Genomic DNA, 15,192 nt, shown 5'->3' on the forward strand with positions numbered 1-15,192 from the left:
ACACTTACTTTTGAGGTAAAAAATTCTGATTATGGAAACAGCGGTAAAATTCTTTACGGAAAGAGAGACAGACGAAGCCTTTGCTCTTGCAAAAGCATTACATAAACCTGTACTGATCGATTACTGGGCAACCAATTGCAAAGGATGTGAAAAGATGGAAGCAGTCACTTATCAAGATGAAGAGGTGCTGGAGTTCCTGGCTGATCACTATGTGGTGGTGAAGTGTCATGTAAGCAATATTGACCAGAAGTTCCGGCAGACCTTTCTGACTACTGCCTTACTCTGGTCCCCTTCCCTGTTTATATACGCGCCAGATGGGACAATCCTGAGAACGATGATGGGATATTTGCCACCGGTACACTTTATTGCACAATTGTCCATTGGCAGAGTGTTGTTGCTCATGCGAACAGGAAAGCACAAAAATGCGCTCGGATTGCTGAACAATATCCCCGTTGATAGTTATCCTGAACTTGACCAGGAGGCTATGTACCTGGCGGGGGTTGCTGCCTTCTTTGCTGGTCCTAAGGAGTTTGTGGACATTGCACCTCATTGGAAAAGATTAAGAGATACTTATCCTGATTCAGTGTGGGCAGAGAAGGCCTCTGTTTTACCTGAACAGCTTTATGATGATGTGATAGAGCGTGGAGAATAATTCAATATTACCTGACTACCTTTTCTCCCGGAATTGACATGGGGGAATGCCTCTTTGGGGTACGTTGATAGTACGGTAATACCGAGGTAAATACGGACATGAGGTGGACTTGATCCGGAAATCCCTTACAGATATGTGATTGCTGAGGTAATGAGCTATTCAATGAGAAAAGCCTTCAAGCATTGACTTGAAGGCTTTTCTTGTCTTGTGGAAGGGAACAGGCCGCTTCCCCGTTGTTGCAAATATGATGATGGGATTAACGATCAGAATAAAAGGCGGGCTACTCGCTTCTGGTTGAATCGTCTTGCTTTTGGCGTGCATCACGTGTATTCTTCTGTACAGCGATGGCCGCAAATAAACTTAAGGTATAAGACATGGCATAAAATCCTTTTTCACTCTTCGTAATACTGGCATTCCATAAACCAACTGTTAATAAGACGATCGACAGCAATGTGGAGAACCAGGACAATCCATAGTAAATGTTCGTGACAGGGATACCCTCCAACTGATCTCTCACAGATTTTTGTACAGATATCGCTGCAAAAAGTCCAAACATCAATACTGTGAAATAGTACCCTTTTTCATTCAGGGCCATCTCCACATTGTATAACCCGATGAGAAAAGCTGTTATGCCCGTGATCAGGGCTACCCAGGCCGCAGCTACGAAGGCGGCAGATGGTTGTTGCTGATTTTTTTGTTCCATAGTGGTGAATTTATAAAACAAAACTACCGGCGGTTAATGGCTAAACTTTTGACAATAGTCAAAAATCAGATTTGTATTTGTTAAAACCGGCTGCGGACACGACTGAGAGTTTCCTGTGAAACCCCTAAATAGGAAGCAATATAGCCCAATGGGACTCTCTCAATGATATGTGGAGCATGTTCCACCAGCTGCTCATAGCGTTCAGCTGCCGTTTTGAAATGTGCATTTACATAGCGCTCTTCCAGGCGTATATAATATCGCTCATATGCCAGACGTACCAGGCGCTCCAGCTCATGATGCTTGTCCATCATTTCTGTGAGCGATTCCTTTGAAATAGCCCATAGAATAGCTCCGTCCATTAACTGTATGTTTTCTACAGATGGTTGTCCGGTTATGAAACTGTAAAAGGACGTGACAAAGTCATTCTCAAAACCAAACCAGTGAGTTATTTCTTTTCCGTCCTGATAATAAAAGCCGCGTAAACTACCTGCCTCCATAAAGTAAAGATGTCTGCACACCCTTCCCTCAGTAATAAGCATTTCGTTCTTAGGTAATATCGTTTGCTTGATACAGGCGCGTAAGTCATTACTTGCTTTTTCTCCTATTTGATGGATTTTAGTGAGTTGCGTTAGTAGACGTTCCATAAGGTCGGGTGTTGATACTGCAACGTTTGGCCGGTGTAGCCAAAAACCGAAAATAGTTAATAAAAGCATTGATTTCAGAGATCGGGTTTAAATAGCGGGAAAATTGGTACCCAATGTCCGGTCGGTACATCTATAGGATCACAATTAAATGAAAAAAGCCTTCAAGCTTAGACTTGAAGGCTTTAGTTTTCTTGCGGAAGAGAAGGGATTCGAACCCTTGATAGGCTTTCACCTATACACACTTTCCAGGCGTGCCAGTTCAACCACTCCTGCACTCTTCCGTAGATTATCCCTGAAACCCAGGAAAGGTTGGGTTTCCATTCAGGGGTTGCAAAGATAATCCTTTACTTTATATTTCCAAGACTTTTTTACGCACGATCATATAACTTCCAGATAGCACCACCCAGAAGTCCACCAACAATAGGGCCTACAATAAAAACCCACAGGTTGGTTAATGCGGTGCCGCCAACAAACAGGGCTGGGCCAATGCTACGGGCCGGGTTTACGGAAACGCCGGTGATGGGAATGCCAACAATGTGGATCAGCGTCAGTGACAGGCCGATAGCCAGTCCTGCATAACCGCCGTTGCCATTATTTTTGCTGGTTGTGCCATGTATCACCACGAGGAAGATGGCTGTGAAAATAATCTCAGCAACGAGGCCGCTCATCAACGAATATTTATCCGGAGAATCGGGACCTACGTTATTTTGTCCGAGGCCGTTGGCAGCTAATGCATATTCTGCTTTGCCCTGAGCAATGAAGTAGAGCACCGCAGCGGCAACAATAGCGCCAGCTATCTGTGCTACAATGTAGGCGCCGGCATCCTTGCCTGATATTTTGCCGGAAGCCAGCATGGAGATTGTGATGGCGGGGTTAATGTGGCAACCGGAGATGTGCCCTATCGCATAAGCCATTGACAAAACAGATAAGCCGAAGGCAAAAGCAATGCCCAGGAATCCCACATGGGAGCCCGCGATCACTGCACTACCACAGCCCATCAATACCAGAACAAAGGTGCCAAGGAATTCTGCGATAAACTTCTGAGATAACGAAACGTTCATACAAATTCAAGTTTAGTGGTGAGAAATTTTTGAGGTGGATAATGCGCTGACAATCATCAGCTGAATATATACAAATATATTGAAAATAAAAAAACGGCTGTGCTAATATGGCACAACCGTTATTATCTTGTGAATAACTTTATAGTATCTCAGTAAATCTCAATCGGAGTCAGTTCTCCACGCAGCGGGGTTTCAATCATCTTCTTCGTTTCGGCAGGAGAAAGCCCCTGACCCAATACAAACATCAGTTTGGTGACAGCCGCTTCGAAGGTCATATCATGGCCGCTTACCACGCCTATCTCTACCAGATGCTGGCTGGTTTCATATTTGCCCAGTTCCACAGAGCCGCCATCGCACTGGGTAATATCGACAACCAGTGCGCCGTTGTCGATTACCTTGCGGATGCTTTCAATAAACCAGGGTTGCGTGTTTGTGTTGCCACTACCGAAAGTCTCCATGATTACTCCTCTCAATCCAGGTACGCTGAGCGTTGCTTCCACGGCTTTGCGCGTAATACCAGGAAATAACTTGAGCACCGTGATGTTGGTCTCGAGTTCTTTATGCACTTTCAGCGGAGCTCCGGGAGTAGGCAGTATAAACTGGTTCTTGTATTTGATATCGATGCCTGCTTCTGCGAGCGGCGGATAGTTCATGGTGTAGAATGCTTCGAATTTTTCAGCATTGTATTTCTTTGACCTGTTGCCCCGGAACAGTGAAAAATCAAAGTAGATACATACTTCAGGAACCATAGAGAGATTACTGCCATTGTGCCTGCTGCAGGCTATCTCCATAGCAGTGATAATATTCTCCTTGGCGTCTGTGCGTATTTTGCCGATAGGTAGCTGTGAACCGGTAAGGATCACTGGTTTGGAGAGGTTCTCCAACATGAAGCTCAATGCAGATGCGGTGAAGGCCATGGTATCCGAACCATGCAGAATCACGAAGCCATCGTAACGGTCATACCTGTCTTCAATGATGCTTGCCAGTTCAACCCATATCTCAGGCTGCATGTCTGATGAGTCAATCGGCGGATTAAATGCATATACGTAGAAATCAATGCCCATCCGGTACAGCTCCGGTAAGTTGTTTCTAATCTCATTGAATCCTATTGGGCGGAGCGCTTTGGTCTTGTCGTCATAGATCATACCTACTGTACCGCCCGTGTAAATTATCAGTATTTTACTCATTGTCTAGCTGCCAGTTGCCTGCAAAGGTATCTACTAAAAGGTTAGAGCGTTTTAAATAATTTAAGCGCATTGCTGCTTGTTATGGCGGCTACTTCAGCTATTTTTAGATTTTTTATATCTGCAATCTTTTCACCGATCAGTGGTATATAGGCGCTTTCATTGCGTTTGCCGCGGTACGGTACGGGAGCGAGATAGGGTGCATCTGTTTCCAGTACTACATGTGCCAGGTCTATGTCCTCCAATAATTTGCCGAGCCCTGACTTTTTGAAGGTCACCACACCGCCAATGCCGAGATAAAAGCCCAGGTCAATGATCTCTCTGGCTTCTTCCAGTGTACCGGAGAAGCAGTGGAATACGCCGCTCAGGTTTCCATCCTGCAGCGCCTTTACTTCGTTTATGCATTCCCGTGTGGCCTCGCGGCTATGTATAGATACCGGTAGTTTGTACTCCCCCGCCAGACGCAGTTGCTCCCTGAAGGCGGTGTATTGTTGCTCTACGAGCGACTTATCCCAGTAAAAGTCCAGCCCTATTTCACCAACACCGCAGAAAGCCCGCTGCTGGAGCCATTTCCGCACTAATTCCAACTGAGCATCCACATCTTCCTTTACATAACACGGATGTATACCCATCATGGCAAAGGCGTGCTCCGGGTATGCCGCTTCCAATGCCAGCATCCCATCTATCGACGATTCATCTATATTAGGCAGGAAAAGCTTGTCGACACCAGCTTCCAGTGCCCTGGCCATCATTGCATCCCTGTCCGTCTCAAATTCTTCTGCATACAAGTGAGCATGCGTATCTGTCCACATAATTGAACTATTTATTAGATTTGTTTTTTATTTAATGTTTAAGTATTATCTTTATAACTACAAAGGTAAAGTCTGAAAAACCTAATTACTAATAAAACTATACTATGAAAAGCTATTTCAGTACCAATCGCGTGCTGGCCTGGACATTTACAAGTGTTGCATTGGCAACGCTTTTCTTTGCCTGCAAAAAGGAGGTCACTACAGACAATGCCTCCAACAATGAAACTGATAATCACACAATGGACGTCGCGGTGCATGAAACGAAAGCGAATGCCATTTACAACGATCTCTTTGACGTGGCTGCCAGTGCAGTGAACGATCAGGGTGTTGGTGGTCGTAAAGCTACTAATGGCAATACCCAGCGTGATCCGGTGTCTTGCCCGTCAACACTCATCAGCAGCGTAGATCCGAACATATGGCCTAAAACCATCACGGTGGAATATGGTGATGCTTGTCTCGATAAATATGGTATTACCCGCAGCGGAAAGGTATATATCAAGTTGAGCGGTCTGTTGCTGAACAAAGGCAGCATGGAAATAACGCTGGAAAACTACAGATATAACGGTATCCCGGTTGCCGGCACTACTACTATCACTGATGTTGCCAGCCTGGCTACTGGTATCCAGTACACTTCTACAGTCAGCAATGGACGTATATCCCTGGGCGATACCCTGATATTGGGATATAGCAGCAAAAAGACGGTTAAGCAGATTGAAGGTGCTGCCACTCCGGTCAATCCTGCTGATGATGTATTCAGTATAGATGGTAATGCTTCCCTCACCTATGAGAAAGGTGGCCCTGCGGGCGCCGGAATGATTGCTACCATCTCCACCGTAACGCCTCTCGTGAAAGCCTGGAGTTGTCAATGGGTGAGTCAGGGACAACTGAAGATTGATTTCAATAAAGTAACAGGTGTGATCGATTATGGTAAAGGTGGCTGTGATTCTAATGCTACTATCACAGTAAACGGGAAAGCAAAAGAGATTACATTGAAATAGATCTCTGATCTTTATAATAAATAAGAAGCCCCCCGCGTGTTTGTCTCGCGGGGGGCTTCTTATTTATATTTTATACTAGAGATAGGCCAGTTTCTTCATTTCGTAACCGTTCTTTTTGCAGAATTCAAGCACCCTGGGAAGCGCGTAGGACAATCGATCCCACGCCTTTGTGCTGTCATGGAACACGATGATGGAGCCGGGCTGCGTCTTGAATACCACATTCTGTACGCATGCTTCACCGTTTATATCCTGGTCGAAATCAGCGCTGAGCACGTCCCACATAATAATTTTTGTTCCGGGGACAGTGCGTTTCAGCTGCTTGATCTGGAAGGGCGTAATGCGGCCGTAGGGAGGTCTGAACAGCGGAGAGTCAATATACTTGCGTGCTTCGAGTATGTTCCCGATATATTTGTCGGTGCTGGTTTTCCATCCATTCAGATGATTGTGGGTATGGTTCCCGGTAGCATGGCCTGCTTCCAGTATCTGTTGATAGATGGTCGGATAGGCCACTACATTTTTACCTATACAAAAAAAGGTGCCCTGGGCATCGTACTTCGCCAGCTGTTCCAGTATAAAAGGAGTGGCTTCGGGATGCGGGCCATCATCAAAGGTAAGGTATACTGCCTTGCCCGGTGGTGTTACGTTCCAGACGCAGCTTTTATAAAGGGCTTTCAGTATGCCAGGTGTTTTTGTCAGGTAGAACATAAGAATAGCGGTTAGCTTGAGTAGTTGCTATCAGGTTGCAATATAGTAGTTCGCTTTCAGATAATCGCTGGTAAGAATGTTATGTGCGCATATACCTGAAAGCTAATGCCTATTTCTTTATATTTGCGATCTATGGATAACAAAAAAGTAAGAGTGCGTTTTGCGCCCAGTCCTACTGGTGGCTTACATCTTGGTGGTGTGCGCACTGTATTGTTCAACTACTTGTTTGCCAAGCAGCATAATGGCGATTTCATACTTCGTATTGAAGATACGGACCAAACCCGATATGTACCGGGTGCGGAAGAATATATAACTGAATGTTTACGGTGGTGCGGCCTGAACCCGGATGAAAGCCCGGAGCTGGGTGGCCCCTATGCCCCTTACCGCCAGAGTGAACGTAAGCCTCTCTACCGTCAGTATGCGGAGCAGCTGGTAAAATCGGGTCACGCCTATTATGCATTTGATACACCTGAAGAACTGGAAAGCATGCGCGAAAGGCTGAAAAGCCCGGAGAACCCTGCGCCTCAATACAATCATGTGGTAAGGACACAGATGCGCAACTCGCTTGCCATGCCTGAAGCAGATGTACAGGCGTTGCTGGCTGCCGGTACGCCGCATGTTATCCGTATCAAAATGCCTGTTGGTGAAGAATTGTCTTTTACAGATATGGTACGTGGAAATGTAACATTCAATACTTCGCAGGTTGATGATAAAGTATTGCTGAAAGCTGATGGTATGCCTACTTATCACCTCGCTGTGGTAGTGGATGATTACCTGATGAAGATCACACACGCCTTCCGTGGTGAGGAGTGGCTGCCTTCGGCGCCGGTTCACCTGTTGCTGTGGAAATATCTCGGATGGGAAGCCGATATGCCACAATGGGCACACCTGCCGCTGATCCTGAAGCCTGACGGCAACGGTAAGCTCAGCAAACGCGACGGAGATCGTTTAGGCTTCCCCGTATATGCGATGAATTGGACTGACCCGCGTTCCAACGAATTCACCAGAGGTTTCCGTGAACTGGGTTTCCTGCCGGAAGCATTCATCAATATGTTGGCCGTTCTTGGTTGGAACGATGGGTCCGAACAGGAGATATTCTCCCTGGAAGAACTCATCCAGAAGTTCTCCATGGATCGTGTCCATAAAGCAGGCGCTAAATTCGATTACGAAAAAGCGAAGTGGTTCAACCACCAGTATATTCATCATAAAGACAACGAAACGCTTGCAGCTCTCTTCCAGCCTGTGCTGGTTGAGAAAGGTGTCACAGCTGTTCCTGCATATGTGGCAACTATCGCTGGTCTTGTAAAAGAGCGTTGTTATTTTGTGAACGATATTTGGGAGCACGGATTTTTCTTCTTCCAGAGCCCTGCCGGCTACGATGAAGCTGCTGTGAAACCCAAGTGGAATGCAGATAAGGATGCTTTCTTTGCTGTGTGGTCCGGTCAGCTGGACAATACCCCATTTACCGCGGCAGAGCTGGAGGCCAGCTTCAAAGCTCTCGCCACAGAAAAGAACATCAAGATGGGCGAGCTGCAACTGCCTTTCCGGATTATGCTTACCGGGGGGAAATTTGGTCCTCCGGTATTTGATATCGCCGCAACATTAGGTAAGGATGAAACCCGCAGCAGGATTGCAAAGGGACTGGCTGCCTTCGGGCAGTGATTCATTTGAATTGTATGATTCAGGTGATAGGCGAAGATTGGAAAGAATGACAGTTAAAGATAAAAGCGAAAGACCCATTCAGCTGCTGGATGGGCCTTTCGCTTTTATCTTTAACTGTCACAAAAATCAAATGGATCACAGTTATTTTTTACTTTCTTTAGCCCAGGTGTCTTTCAGCGTAACTGTTCTGTTAAAGACGGGCTTTTCCGGAGTAGAGTCAGCATCTACGGTGAAGTAACCTTTACGCAGGAACTGGAAGCGGTCGCCGGGTTTGGTTTGCAACAGTCCGGGTTCTACATACGCCTGTTTGATTACAGTTAAGGAATCAGGATTCAGGAATGTTTTGAAATCGGCATCTTCTGCGTTAGGATTTTCTGAGTTGAAGAGACGGTCGTATACACGTACTTCCGCAGTGGCAGCGTGATCTGCACTTACCCAGTGGATGGTGCCTTTCACGGTGAGGCCGCTGTGGTCGCCACCGCTTTTGCTTTCCGGCAGGTAGGTGGCATAGATGGTAGTAATGTTGCCATCGACATCTTTCTCTACGCTTTCACCTTTGATGATGTAAGCGTTCTTCAGGCGTACCACCAGGCCGGGACCAAGGCGGAAGAACTTCTTAGGCGGATTTTCCATGAAGTCTTCACGTTCTATATAGAGCGTCTTACTGAACTGCAGGGAACGTGAACCGGCGTTTTCGTCTTCCGGGTTATTGTCTGCTATCATTTCTTCTACCTGTCCGTCAGGATAGTTGGTGATCACGAGTTTTACCGGGTCCAGTACAGCCATTACACGGTTGGCAGTTCTGTTGAGTTCTTCACGGATGCAGAATTCCAGCAGTCCTACGTCGATGAGGCTGTCGCGTTTTTGTACGCCCACGCGCTCGCAGAGTGTACGGATGCTGGACGGTGTGTAGCCTCTGCGGCGCAAGCCACTGATAGTAGGCATGCGGGGGTCATCCCAGCTGTTAACATGGCCTTCTTCCACCAACTGCTTCAGTTTTCGTTTACTCATTACCGTATAGGTAAGGTTTAGACGGGCAAACTCGTATTGGCGGCTGGGGAATATTTCAAGTTCCTTGATGAACCAGTCGTACAGCGGGCGGTGCGGAATAAACTCCAATGTGCAAACGGAATGCGTGATCTGTTCGATACTGTCGCTTTGGCCGTGGGCAAAATCGTACATCGGGTAGATGCACCATTTATCGCCGGTGCGGTGGTGGTGTGCATGTTTGATGCGGTATATGATCGGATCGCGCATGTGCATGTTGGGGGAAGCCAGGTCCACCTTAGCGCGCAGCGTTTTTTCGCCATCTTTGAATTCACCTTTGCGCATGCGCTCAAAGAGATCGAGGTTCTCTTCTGTGGTGCGGCTGCGGGAGGGCGTAGGCGTACCCGGAACGGTGGGCGTACCTTTCCTGGAGGCAATTTCTTCGGAGCTGGCGTCTTCTACGTAGGCCAGTCCTTTTTTTATCAGTTGAACAGCGTATTCATACAGCTGGTCGAAATAATCGGATGCATACAGTTCCTTCTCCCATTCGAAGCCGAGCCACTTGATATCTTCTTTGATGGAGTCTACGTACTCGGTATCTTCGGTGACAGGATTGGTATCGTCGAAGCGGAGATTGGTTTTGCCATTGTATTTCTGTGCCAGGCCGAAGTTCAGCACAATAGACTTGGCGTGACCTATGTGCAGGTATCCGTTGGGCTCAGGCGGGAAGCGGGTATGTACCCTTCCTCCGTTGACGCCATTGGCTAAATCTTCTTCTATGATCTGTTCTATGAAATTGAGTGGCCTTTCTTCGCTCATATAATTTTATATCAGAATTTTTATATCCTGCAAATATAGCTAAATCGCTATAATAGTCCTGAAAGCTGAAACCTGAATGCGAATCGTTATATTTACACCCTATAATTGTGAAATGGTATGGTCAACCCTTTAAATCGTCCTATTCGTGTGTTGGTGGCTAAAGTGGGCCTTGATGGCCATGATCGTGGGGCTAAGGTAATTGCGGCCGCCCTGCGGGATGCCGGTATGGAAGTTATCTACACTGGTCTGCGCCAGACACCGGACATGGTAGTGAATGCAGCCCTCCAGGAAGATGTGGACGCTATTGGCGTAAGTATACTCTCAGGTGCGCATATGACCGTTTTTCCCAAGATTATTGCTATTATGAAGGAGAAAGGAATGAATGATGTGCTGCTTACGGGTGGCGGTATCATTCCTGATGCTGATATGACCGCACTCCAGGAAATGGGGGTAGGAAAGCTGTTCCCTCCTGGTACCCATACCCGTGATATTTCTGCGTATATCACCAATTGGGTAGTGGAGCACAGAAATTTTTAAAAAAAATACTTTTTGCGCGTAACATTTTATTTTCCGGGTCGTCTTTGGTTTTAGTATTATTCTGCCAATCTAAAAAACCAATAACCCGATTATGAAATGTAAACTGTACCTTGGCTTACTGTTACTGTTGACATCCTGCCTTGTTGTAACTGCACAGGAGAAGACTGACAGCACCGGTAATGAAAATACCAAATCAGCCATCAGTATCACCTTCGGAAAATACCCGAAACATCGTGATAAGATCTACGTTACTTCCGGCCTGTCCGGCATGCTTTCCTTTGCCTCAATGAAGCAGGATGGCGAATACATGCGTAATATTCCGCGTTTCAGTTTTATCTTCAACTTCAACACCAATTTCAACAAAGATTTTACGAAGAACTTCGGGGTATTCACAGGTATTGATTTCAAGAACATCGGACTGATTTCCAAACCAAATGATTCGCTTAAACTTAAACAGCGTGTGTATACCTTTGGTATTCCTGTTGGCTTCAAGATTGGGGATGTGACCGGTGGCACATTTTTCTTTTTTGCGGGTGGAGAAATAGACCTGGCTTTTAACTACAAGGAGAAGCAATTTATAAACGGAAAGAAGGTTCATAAGTTCAACGAGTGGTTCAGTGACCGCACGCCATTATTTATGCCGTCTCTGTTTGCAGGATTCCGTATTGAGCCGGGGTTTGGACTGAAAGTACAATATTATCCACAGAATTTCTTCAACAGGGATTTCAGTTATACCAGCAGCACTGGAAAAGTTTATCCTTATAAGGGAACAGATGCCAATCTGATATTTGTAACGCTGGGTTATAACTTTAGCGGTGTGAATTATTTCAAAGTGAAAAAGAAAAGACATTATATGCGTATGAAAAGTGGTAAGGCGGAGATTGAAGTAAATTATTAATCCAATGATAAACGGTAACAGCGATTAAGTAATAAATCCTTACATTTAGTGTCCCGAAGTAAATATTGAATATTTACTTCGGGATTTTTTATTGTTGTGTCAACCAAATAATACAGATCTGTTATGAAGCGAAAGTGTTTGTTCCTCTCCGCATCCCTCTTTGGATTAGCGACCACTAAAACCAAGGCCCAGATTCAAGCCGGAGTAACCGGCGAATACGACAAAAATCATGTGCACACCAGTGCTGGCGCACGAACCTTTGTAAAGTATGATGCCCGCAGCGGCTTTGTAGTGGGTATTCCTATTTGTTAAACAACTGAATCCTCCTGCATTCAGAAGAATTACCACTACGGGTGCAGTAATTTTTTTTATGGTATTTATCAGAATAATACCAATAGTTACGTTCAGGTACCATTGATGGCGCATTTCTCATTCGGTGGTGATAAAATTGAAAGGGTTTTTCAATACCGGTGGTTATAGCGTATATTTTTTTATTGTTATGTCAATCAATTAACACAAATCTGTTATGAAGCGAAAGTGTTTGTTCCTATCCGGGCTGCTCTTTGGATTATTGACTATCCAAACCCAAGCCCAAGGCCAGTTTGAAGTTGGTATTACCGGAGGCTACAACAAAAATTATGTGCACACCAGTGCTGGTGCACGAACCTTTGCAAAGTATGATAGCCGCAGCGGCTTTGTAGTGGGTATCCCTGTACGCTATACCTTTAACAACTGGCTTGCAGTACAGGCTGAGCCTTCCTACATTCAGAAGAATTACCGCTACGAGCGCAGTAATTTTTTTGATGGTATTTATCAGAATAATACCAACAGTTACGTTCAGTTGCCATTGATGGCACATTTCTCATTCGGTGGCGATAAGCTGAAGGGTTTCTTCAATGCTGGTGGTTATGGCGCGTATTGGGTTAATGGGCGCATAAAGGGCACAATGGCTAATATATTTGATGCTGGCGATCCTATCCCTGATGATAAGCCGATCGACAATTATTTCCAGCTCAACAAGCCTTACAACTACAATGAAAAGTATGCATTCGACTCCCGTCGTGATCGCCGTATGGAGTTCGGATTACTGGCAGGCGCAGGTGTGGAATATTTATTAAGCCAGCGTTTCAGGTTCTTTGTAGAAGGCCGTTATTACTATAGTCTCACTGATCAGCAGAAAGATTATATGGTCAACCAGGTACCCCGTTATAACGACACCTACGTGATACAAGCCGGATGCCTCTTTAACCTACGGAAACTTTTTCATCACGCTGCACCCGCTGAAACTGCGAAGTAATTATTGTTAACTGTTAATTCAAGATAAGATGAAACATCTTAAGAAATATATTATTGCACTGGTAGCATTATCAGCGGTAATCATCTCCTCCTGCCGAAAAGAAATACCTCAGCTCAACAGACCAGAAGACTACGTGGCAGCCAACTTTAATGAAGTGTTTGACGCATACTGGACGGGTATGAACAACAACTATGTTTTCTGGGACATAGATACTACTGACTGGGACCGCGTTTATAAAACTTATAAGCCTCTCTTTGCAAAGCTCAATCTGTACGATGAAAAAGACGTACGCAAGTCATATACTTATTTCAAGGAAATGACTGCGGGACTTGTGGATTCCCACTATGACCTCAGCTTCCGCGATCAGGATCTGATGAACGACTCTGGTTCAATAAGTCCGGCTTTCGAGCGGAAAGTTAAAAGCCCGGATTATCATCCATCTATTAGAAATGTGAGCCTTTATCATTTTTATGATACGATTCCCAGAAAGTATCTGGACCCTACGTGGAAACGAGGATTCACAAATCTGCCTAATGATCAGGTAATAGGTGTAGCGGGTACGATCAACCAGAATATCCTTTATTTCTATTTCAGTGGATTTAATCTGACGGACTTGTACAACGATTCCACTAATGCTACAAACCGCTTCAGACTGGCGGAAAAGTATTTCTTTGACCTGCTGCAGAGTACACCGAATATTAAAGGAATTATCCTTGATGTGCGCGGCAATGGCGGCGGTTCATTGGCAGATCTGGATTTCCTGTTGGGAAGGATGATTGACAAGCCATTACATTTTGGTTATACCCGTTCCAAACAGGGCAATGGCCGTCTTGATTACTCACCCTGGGCTCCTGCGTACGTAAAACCGCAGCCGGGTGCAAAAGCTGTCGCGGCGCCAATTGTAGTGCTGGCAGATGCATGGTCAGTAAGTATGGCGGAAATCACCACCATGGCTGTGAAAACGTTACCTAACGGGCATTTCGTAGGTGAGCGCACCTGGGGCGGAAATGGCCCACTCACTGGTAATAAATTTTACCAGGGAGGTCAGTTCACTACTGGATTCTTTAACCTGGTATACACTTCTTCCCTGATGTTTAAAAACCTTGATGGTAAAATATATGAAGGAGTTGGCTATCCCCCTGAGAAGGAAGTAAAATTCAATGCGGCAGCACTTAAGTCGGGACGGGATATGCAATTAGAAGCGGCTATCGGCCTGATTCGTTAGGTTGTTGAATAATGCTTAATATTGATCATAAAATTAAACCCATGTATCAGACATTAAGCACAACACTGAATGACAATATACTGGTGATCACCATCAACCGCCCGGATAAGATGAATGCGCTCAATCGCCAGGTGATGGCAGAATTGGGGCTCGTGGTAGATGAAGTGTATGGAGATCACAATATCAAAGCAGCTATTATTACCGGCGCCGGCGACAAAGCATTTGTTGCCGGTGCTGATATATCCGAATTCCTGGAGTTATCCCCCAAGCAAGGAGAAGAGCTGGCCAAGAGCGGGCATGTTGTATTTCACCGCATTGAGAATAGTACTAAGCCTATTATTGCTGCAGTGAACGGGTTTGCGCTGGGAGGTGGCTGCGAACTGGCAATGGCTTGTCATTTTCGCATAGCCAGTGAGAACGCAAAGTTTGGTCAGCCTGAAGTAAACCTGGGCCTGATTCCCGGCTATGGCGGTACACAGCGTCTTACGCAGCTGATCGGCCGAGGCAAAGCCACTGAGCTAATGATGACCGGTGACATGATCACAGCCGCAGATGCCCTTTCATGGGGGCTTGTAAACCACGTCGTGACTGCGGAAGAGTTGCTGCCTAAAGCCATTGCTCTTCTTCAGAAAATATTATCAAAAGCACCTCTCGCTATTGCCAGGGTTGTAAAATGTGTGAATGCCGCACTGGATAAAAATCAGGACGGTTTTGAAACAGAAGTGAAAGAGTTTGCTGCCTGCTTTGCTACCAAAGATCTGCAGGAAGGCGCCAGTGCTTTCATTCAGAAGAGGAAGCCGAATTTTATCGGGGAGTAACACAGTGATTTTGCGACTCAGTGATAAGCGAAATTAGTTTTGAATTGAAGATTTGAAGTAAATCCCCGGCTGATACATTCTGTCGGGGATTTACTTTTATTATTTATTTCGGCTTATTACATTAAGAAAATCATTCAATCATCTGTGTTATTCTACGTACATCAGGTAAATCGTACAAATCAAAAAAATC

General features: G+C 45.5%; 16 protein-coding genes and 1 tRNA gene. 9 read left to right on the forward strand and 8 right to left on the reverse strand.

What is annotated here, in order from left to right; all coding sequences use genetic code 11:
- The first annotated feature begins 31 nt into the window (after positions 1 to 31).
- Positions 32 to 652, forward strand: coding sequence for a thioredoxin fold domain-containing protein (locus VM802_RS18600; RefSeq protein WP_325533285.1), 621 nt, complete (start codon positions 32 to 34; stop codon positions 650 to 652).
- A gap of 280 nt (positions 653 to 932) precedes the next feature.
- Here the strand turns inward: VM802_RS18600 and yiaA are convergent, their stop codons facing one another.
- From yiaA to VM802_RS18630, 6 genes are all read right to left on the reverse strand, one after another.
- Positions 933 to 1,355, reverse strand: coding sequence for an inner membrane protein YiaA (yiaA, locus tag VM802_RS18605; protein WP_325533287.1), 423 nt, complete (start codon positions 1,353 to 1,355; stop codon positions 933 to 935).
- Between the two features lie 80 nt (positions 1,356 to 1,435).
- The gene (locus tag VM802_RS18610) at positions 1,436 to 1,999 is read right to left on the reverse strand and encodes a Crp/Fnr family transcriptional regulator (protein WP_325533289.1); all 564 of its coding nucleotides are present in this window, start codon (positions 1,997 to 1,999) and stop codon (positions 1,436 to 1,438) included.
- Positions 2,000 to 2,193: 194 nt separating this feature from the next.
- A tRNA-Ser gene (locus tag VM802_RS18615) sits at positions 2,194 to 2,280 on the reverse strand.
- An 87-nt stretch (positions 2,281 to 2,367) separates the two neighbouring features.
- Entirely contained in the window at positions 2,368 to 3,060 is a 693-nt protein-coding gene (gene aqpZ / locus VM802_RS18620) for an aquaporin Z (protein WP_325533291.1), read from the reverse strand.
- Between the two features lie 149 nt (positions 3,061 to 3,209).
- Entirely contained in the window at positions 3,210 to 4,247 is a 1,038-nt protein-coding gene (locus VM802_RS18625) for an asparaginase (protein ID WP_325533293.1), read from the reverse strand.
- 41 nt (positions 4,248 to 4,288) lie between these two features.
- On the reverse strand, positions 4,289 to 5,056 hold the full coding sequence (locus VM802_RS18630) for a TatD family hydrolase (protein WP_325533295.1): 768 nt from the start codon (positions 5,054 to 5,056) through the stop codon (positions 4,289 to 4,291).
- Between the two features lie 104 nt (positions 5,057 to 5,160).
- Here VM802_RS18630 and VM802_RS18635 point away from each other — a divergent pair, with 104 nt between their 5' ends.
- Positions 5,161 to 6,054: a hypothetical protein gene (locus VM802_RS18635; RefSeq protein ID WP_325533297.1), complete on the forward strand. Its 894-nt coding sequence runs from the start codon at positions 5,161 to 5,163 to the stop codon at positions 6,052 to 6,054.
- 75 nt (positions 6,055 to 6,129) lie between these two features.
- Here VM802_RS18635 and VM802_RS18640 read toward each other — a convergent pair whose 3' ends face one another.
- Positions 6,130 to 6,759: a polysaccharide deacetylase family protein gene (locus VM802_RS18640; RefSeq protein ID WP_325533299.1), complete on the reverse strand. Its 630-nt coding sequence runs from the start codon at positions 6,757 to 6,759 to the stop codon at positions 6,130 to 6,132.
- A gap of 132 nt (positions 6,760 to 6,891) precedes the next feature.
- Between VM802_RS18640 and gltX the strand changes: the two genes are divergently transcribed.
- Positions 6,892 to 8,421: a glutamate--tRNA ligase gene (gltX, locus tag VM802_RS18645; RefSeq protein ID WP_325533301.1), complete on the forward strand. Its 1,530-nt coding sequence runs from the start codon at positions 6,892 to 6,894 to the stop codon at positions 8,419 to 8,421.
- A 141-nt stretch (positions 8,422 to 8,562) separates the two neighbouring features.
- Here the strand turns inward: gltX and VM802_RS18650 are convergent, their stop codons facing one another.
- Positions 8,563 to 10,227 carry a glutamine--tRNA ligase/YqeY domain fusion protein gene (locus tag VM802_RS18650; protein WP_325533303.1) on the reverse strand — a complete coding sequence of 555 codons (1,665 nt, stop codon included), beginning with the start codon at positions 10,225 to 10,227 and terminating at the stop codon, positions 8,563 to 8,565.
- A gap of 117 nt (positions 10,228 to 10,344) precedes the next feature.
- Here VM802_RS18650 and VM802_RS18655 point away from each other — a divergent pair, with 117 nt between their 5' ends.
- From VM802_RS18655 to VM802_RS18680, 6 genes are all read left to right on the forward strand, one after another.
- Positions 10,345 to 10,764: a cobalamin B12-binding domain-containing protein gene (locus tag VM802_RS18655; RefSeq protein ID WP_325533305.1), complete on the forward strand. Its 420-nt coding sequence runs from the start codon at positions 10,345 to 10,347 to the stop codon at positions 10,762 to 10,764.
- A 91-nt stretch (positions 10,765 to 10,855) separates the two neighbouring features.
- Positions 10,856 to 11,662, forward strand: a complete 807-nt coding sequence (locus tag VM802_RS18660; protein ID WP_325533307.1) for a hypothetical protein — start codon at positions 10,856 to 10,858, stop codon at positions 11,660 to 11,662.
- Positions 11,663 to 11,785: 123 nt separating this feature from the next.
- Positions 11,786 to 11,974: a hypothetical protein gene (locus tag VM802_RS18665; RefSeq protein ID WP_325533309.1), complete on the forward strand. Its 189-nt coding sequence runs from the start codon at positions 11,786 to 11,788 to the stop codon at positions 11,972 to 11,974.
- A 214-nt stretch (positions 11,975 to 12,188) separates the two neighbouring features.
- Positions 12,189 to 12,959, forward strand: a complete 771-nt coding sequence (locus VM802_RS18670) for a porin family protein (RefSeq protein ID WP_325533311.1) — start codon at positions 12,189 to 12,191, stop codon at positions 12,957 to 12,959.
- Between the two features lie 28 nt (positions 12,960 to 12,987).
- The gene (locus VM802_RS18675) at positions 12,988 to 14,184 is read left to right on the forward strand and encodes a S41 family peptidase (RefSeq protein ID WP_325533313.1); all 1,197 of its coding nucleotides are present in this window, start codon (positions 12,988 to 12,990) and stop codon (positions 14,182 to 14,184) included.
- A gap of 41 nt (positions 14,185 to 14,225) precedes the next feature.
- Positions 14,226 to 15,002, forward strand: coding sequence for an enoyl-CoA hydratase/isomerase family protein (locus VM802_RS18680; RefSeq protein WP_325533315.1), 777 nt, complete (start codon positions 14,226 to 14,228; stop codon positions 15,000 to 15,002).
- Positions 15,003 to 15,192 lie beyond the last annotated feature (190 nt).

Origin of the sequence: Chitinophaga sp., assembly GCF_035538455.1 — a bacterium.
Classification (GTDB): Bacteria; Bacteroidota; Bacteroidia; order Chitinophagales; family Chitinophagaceae; genus Chitinophaga.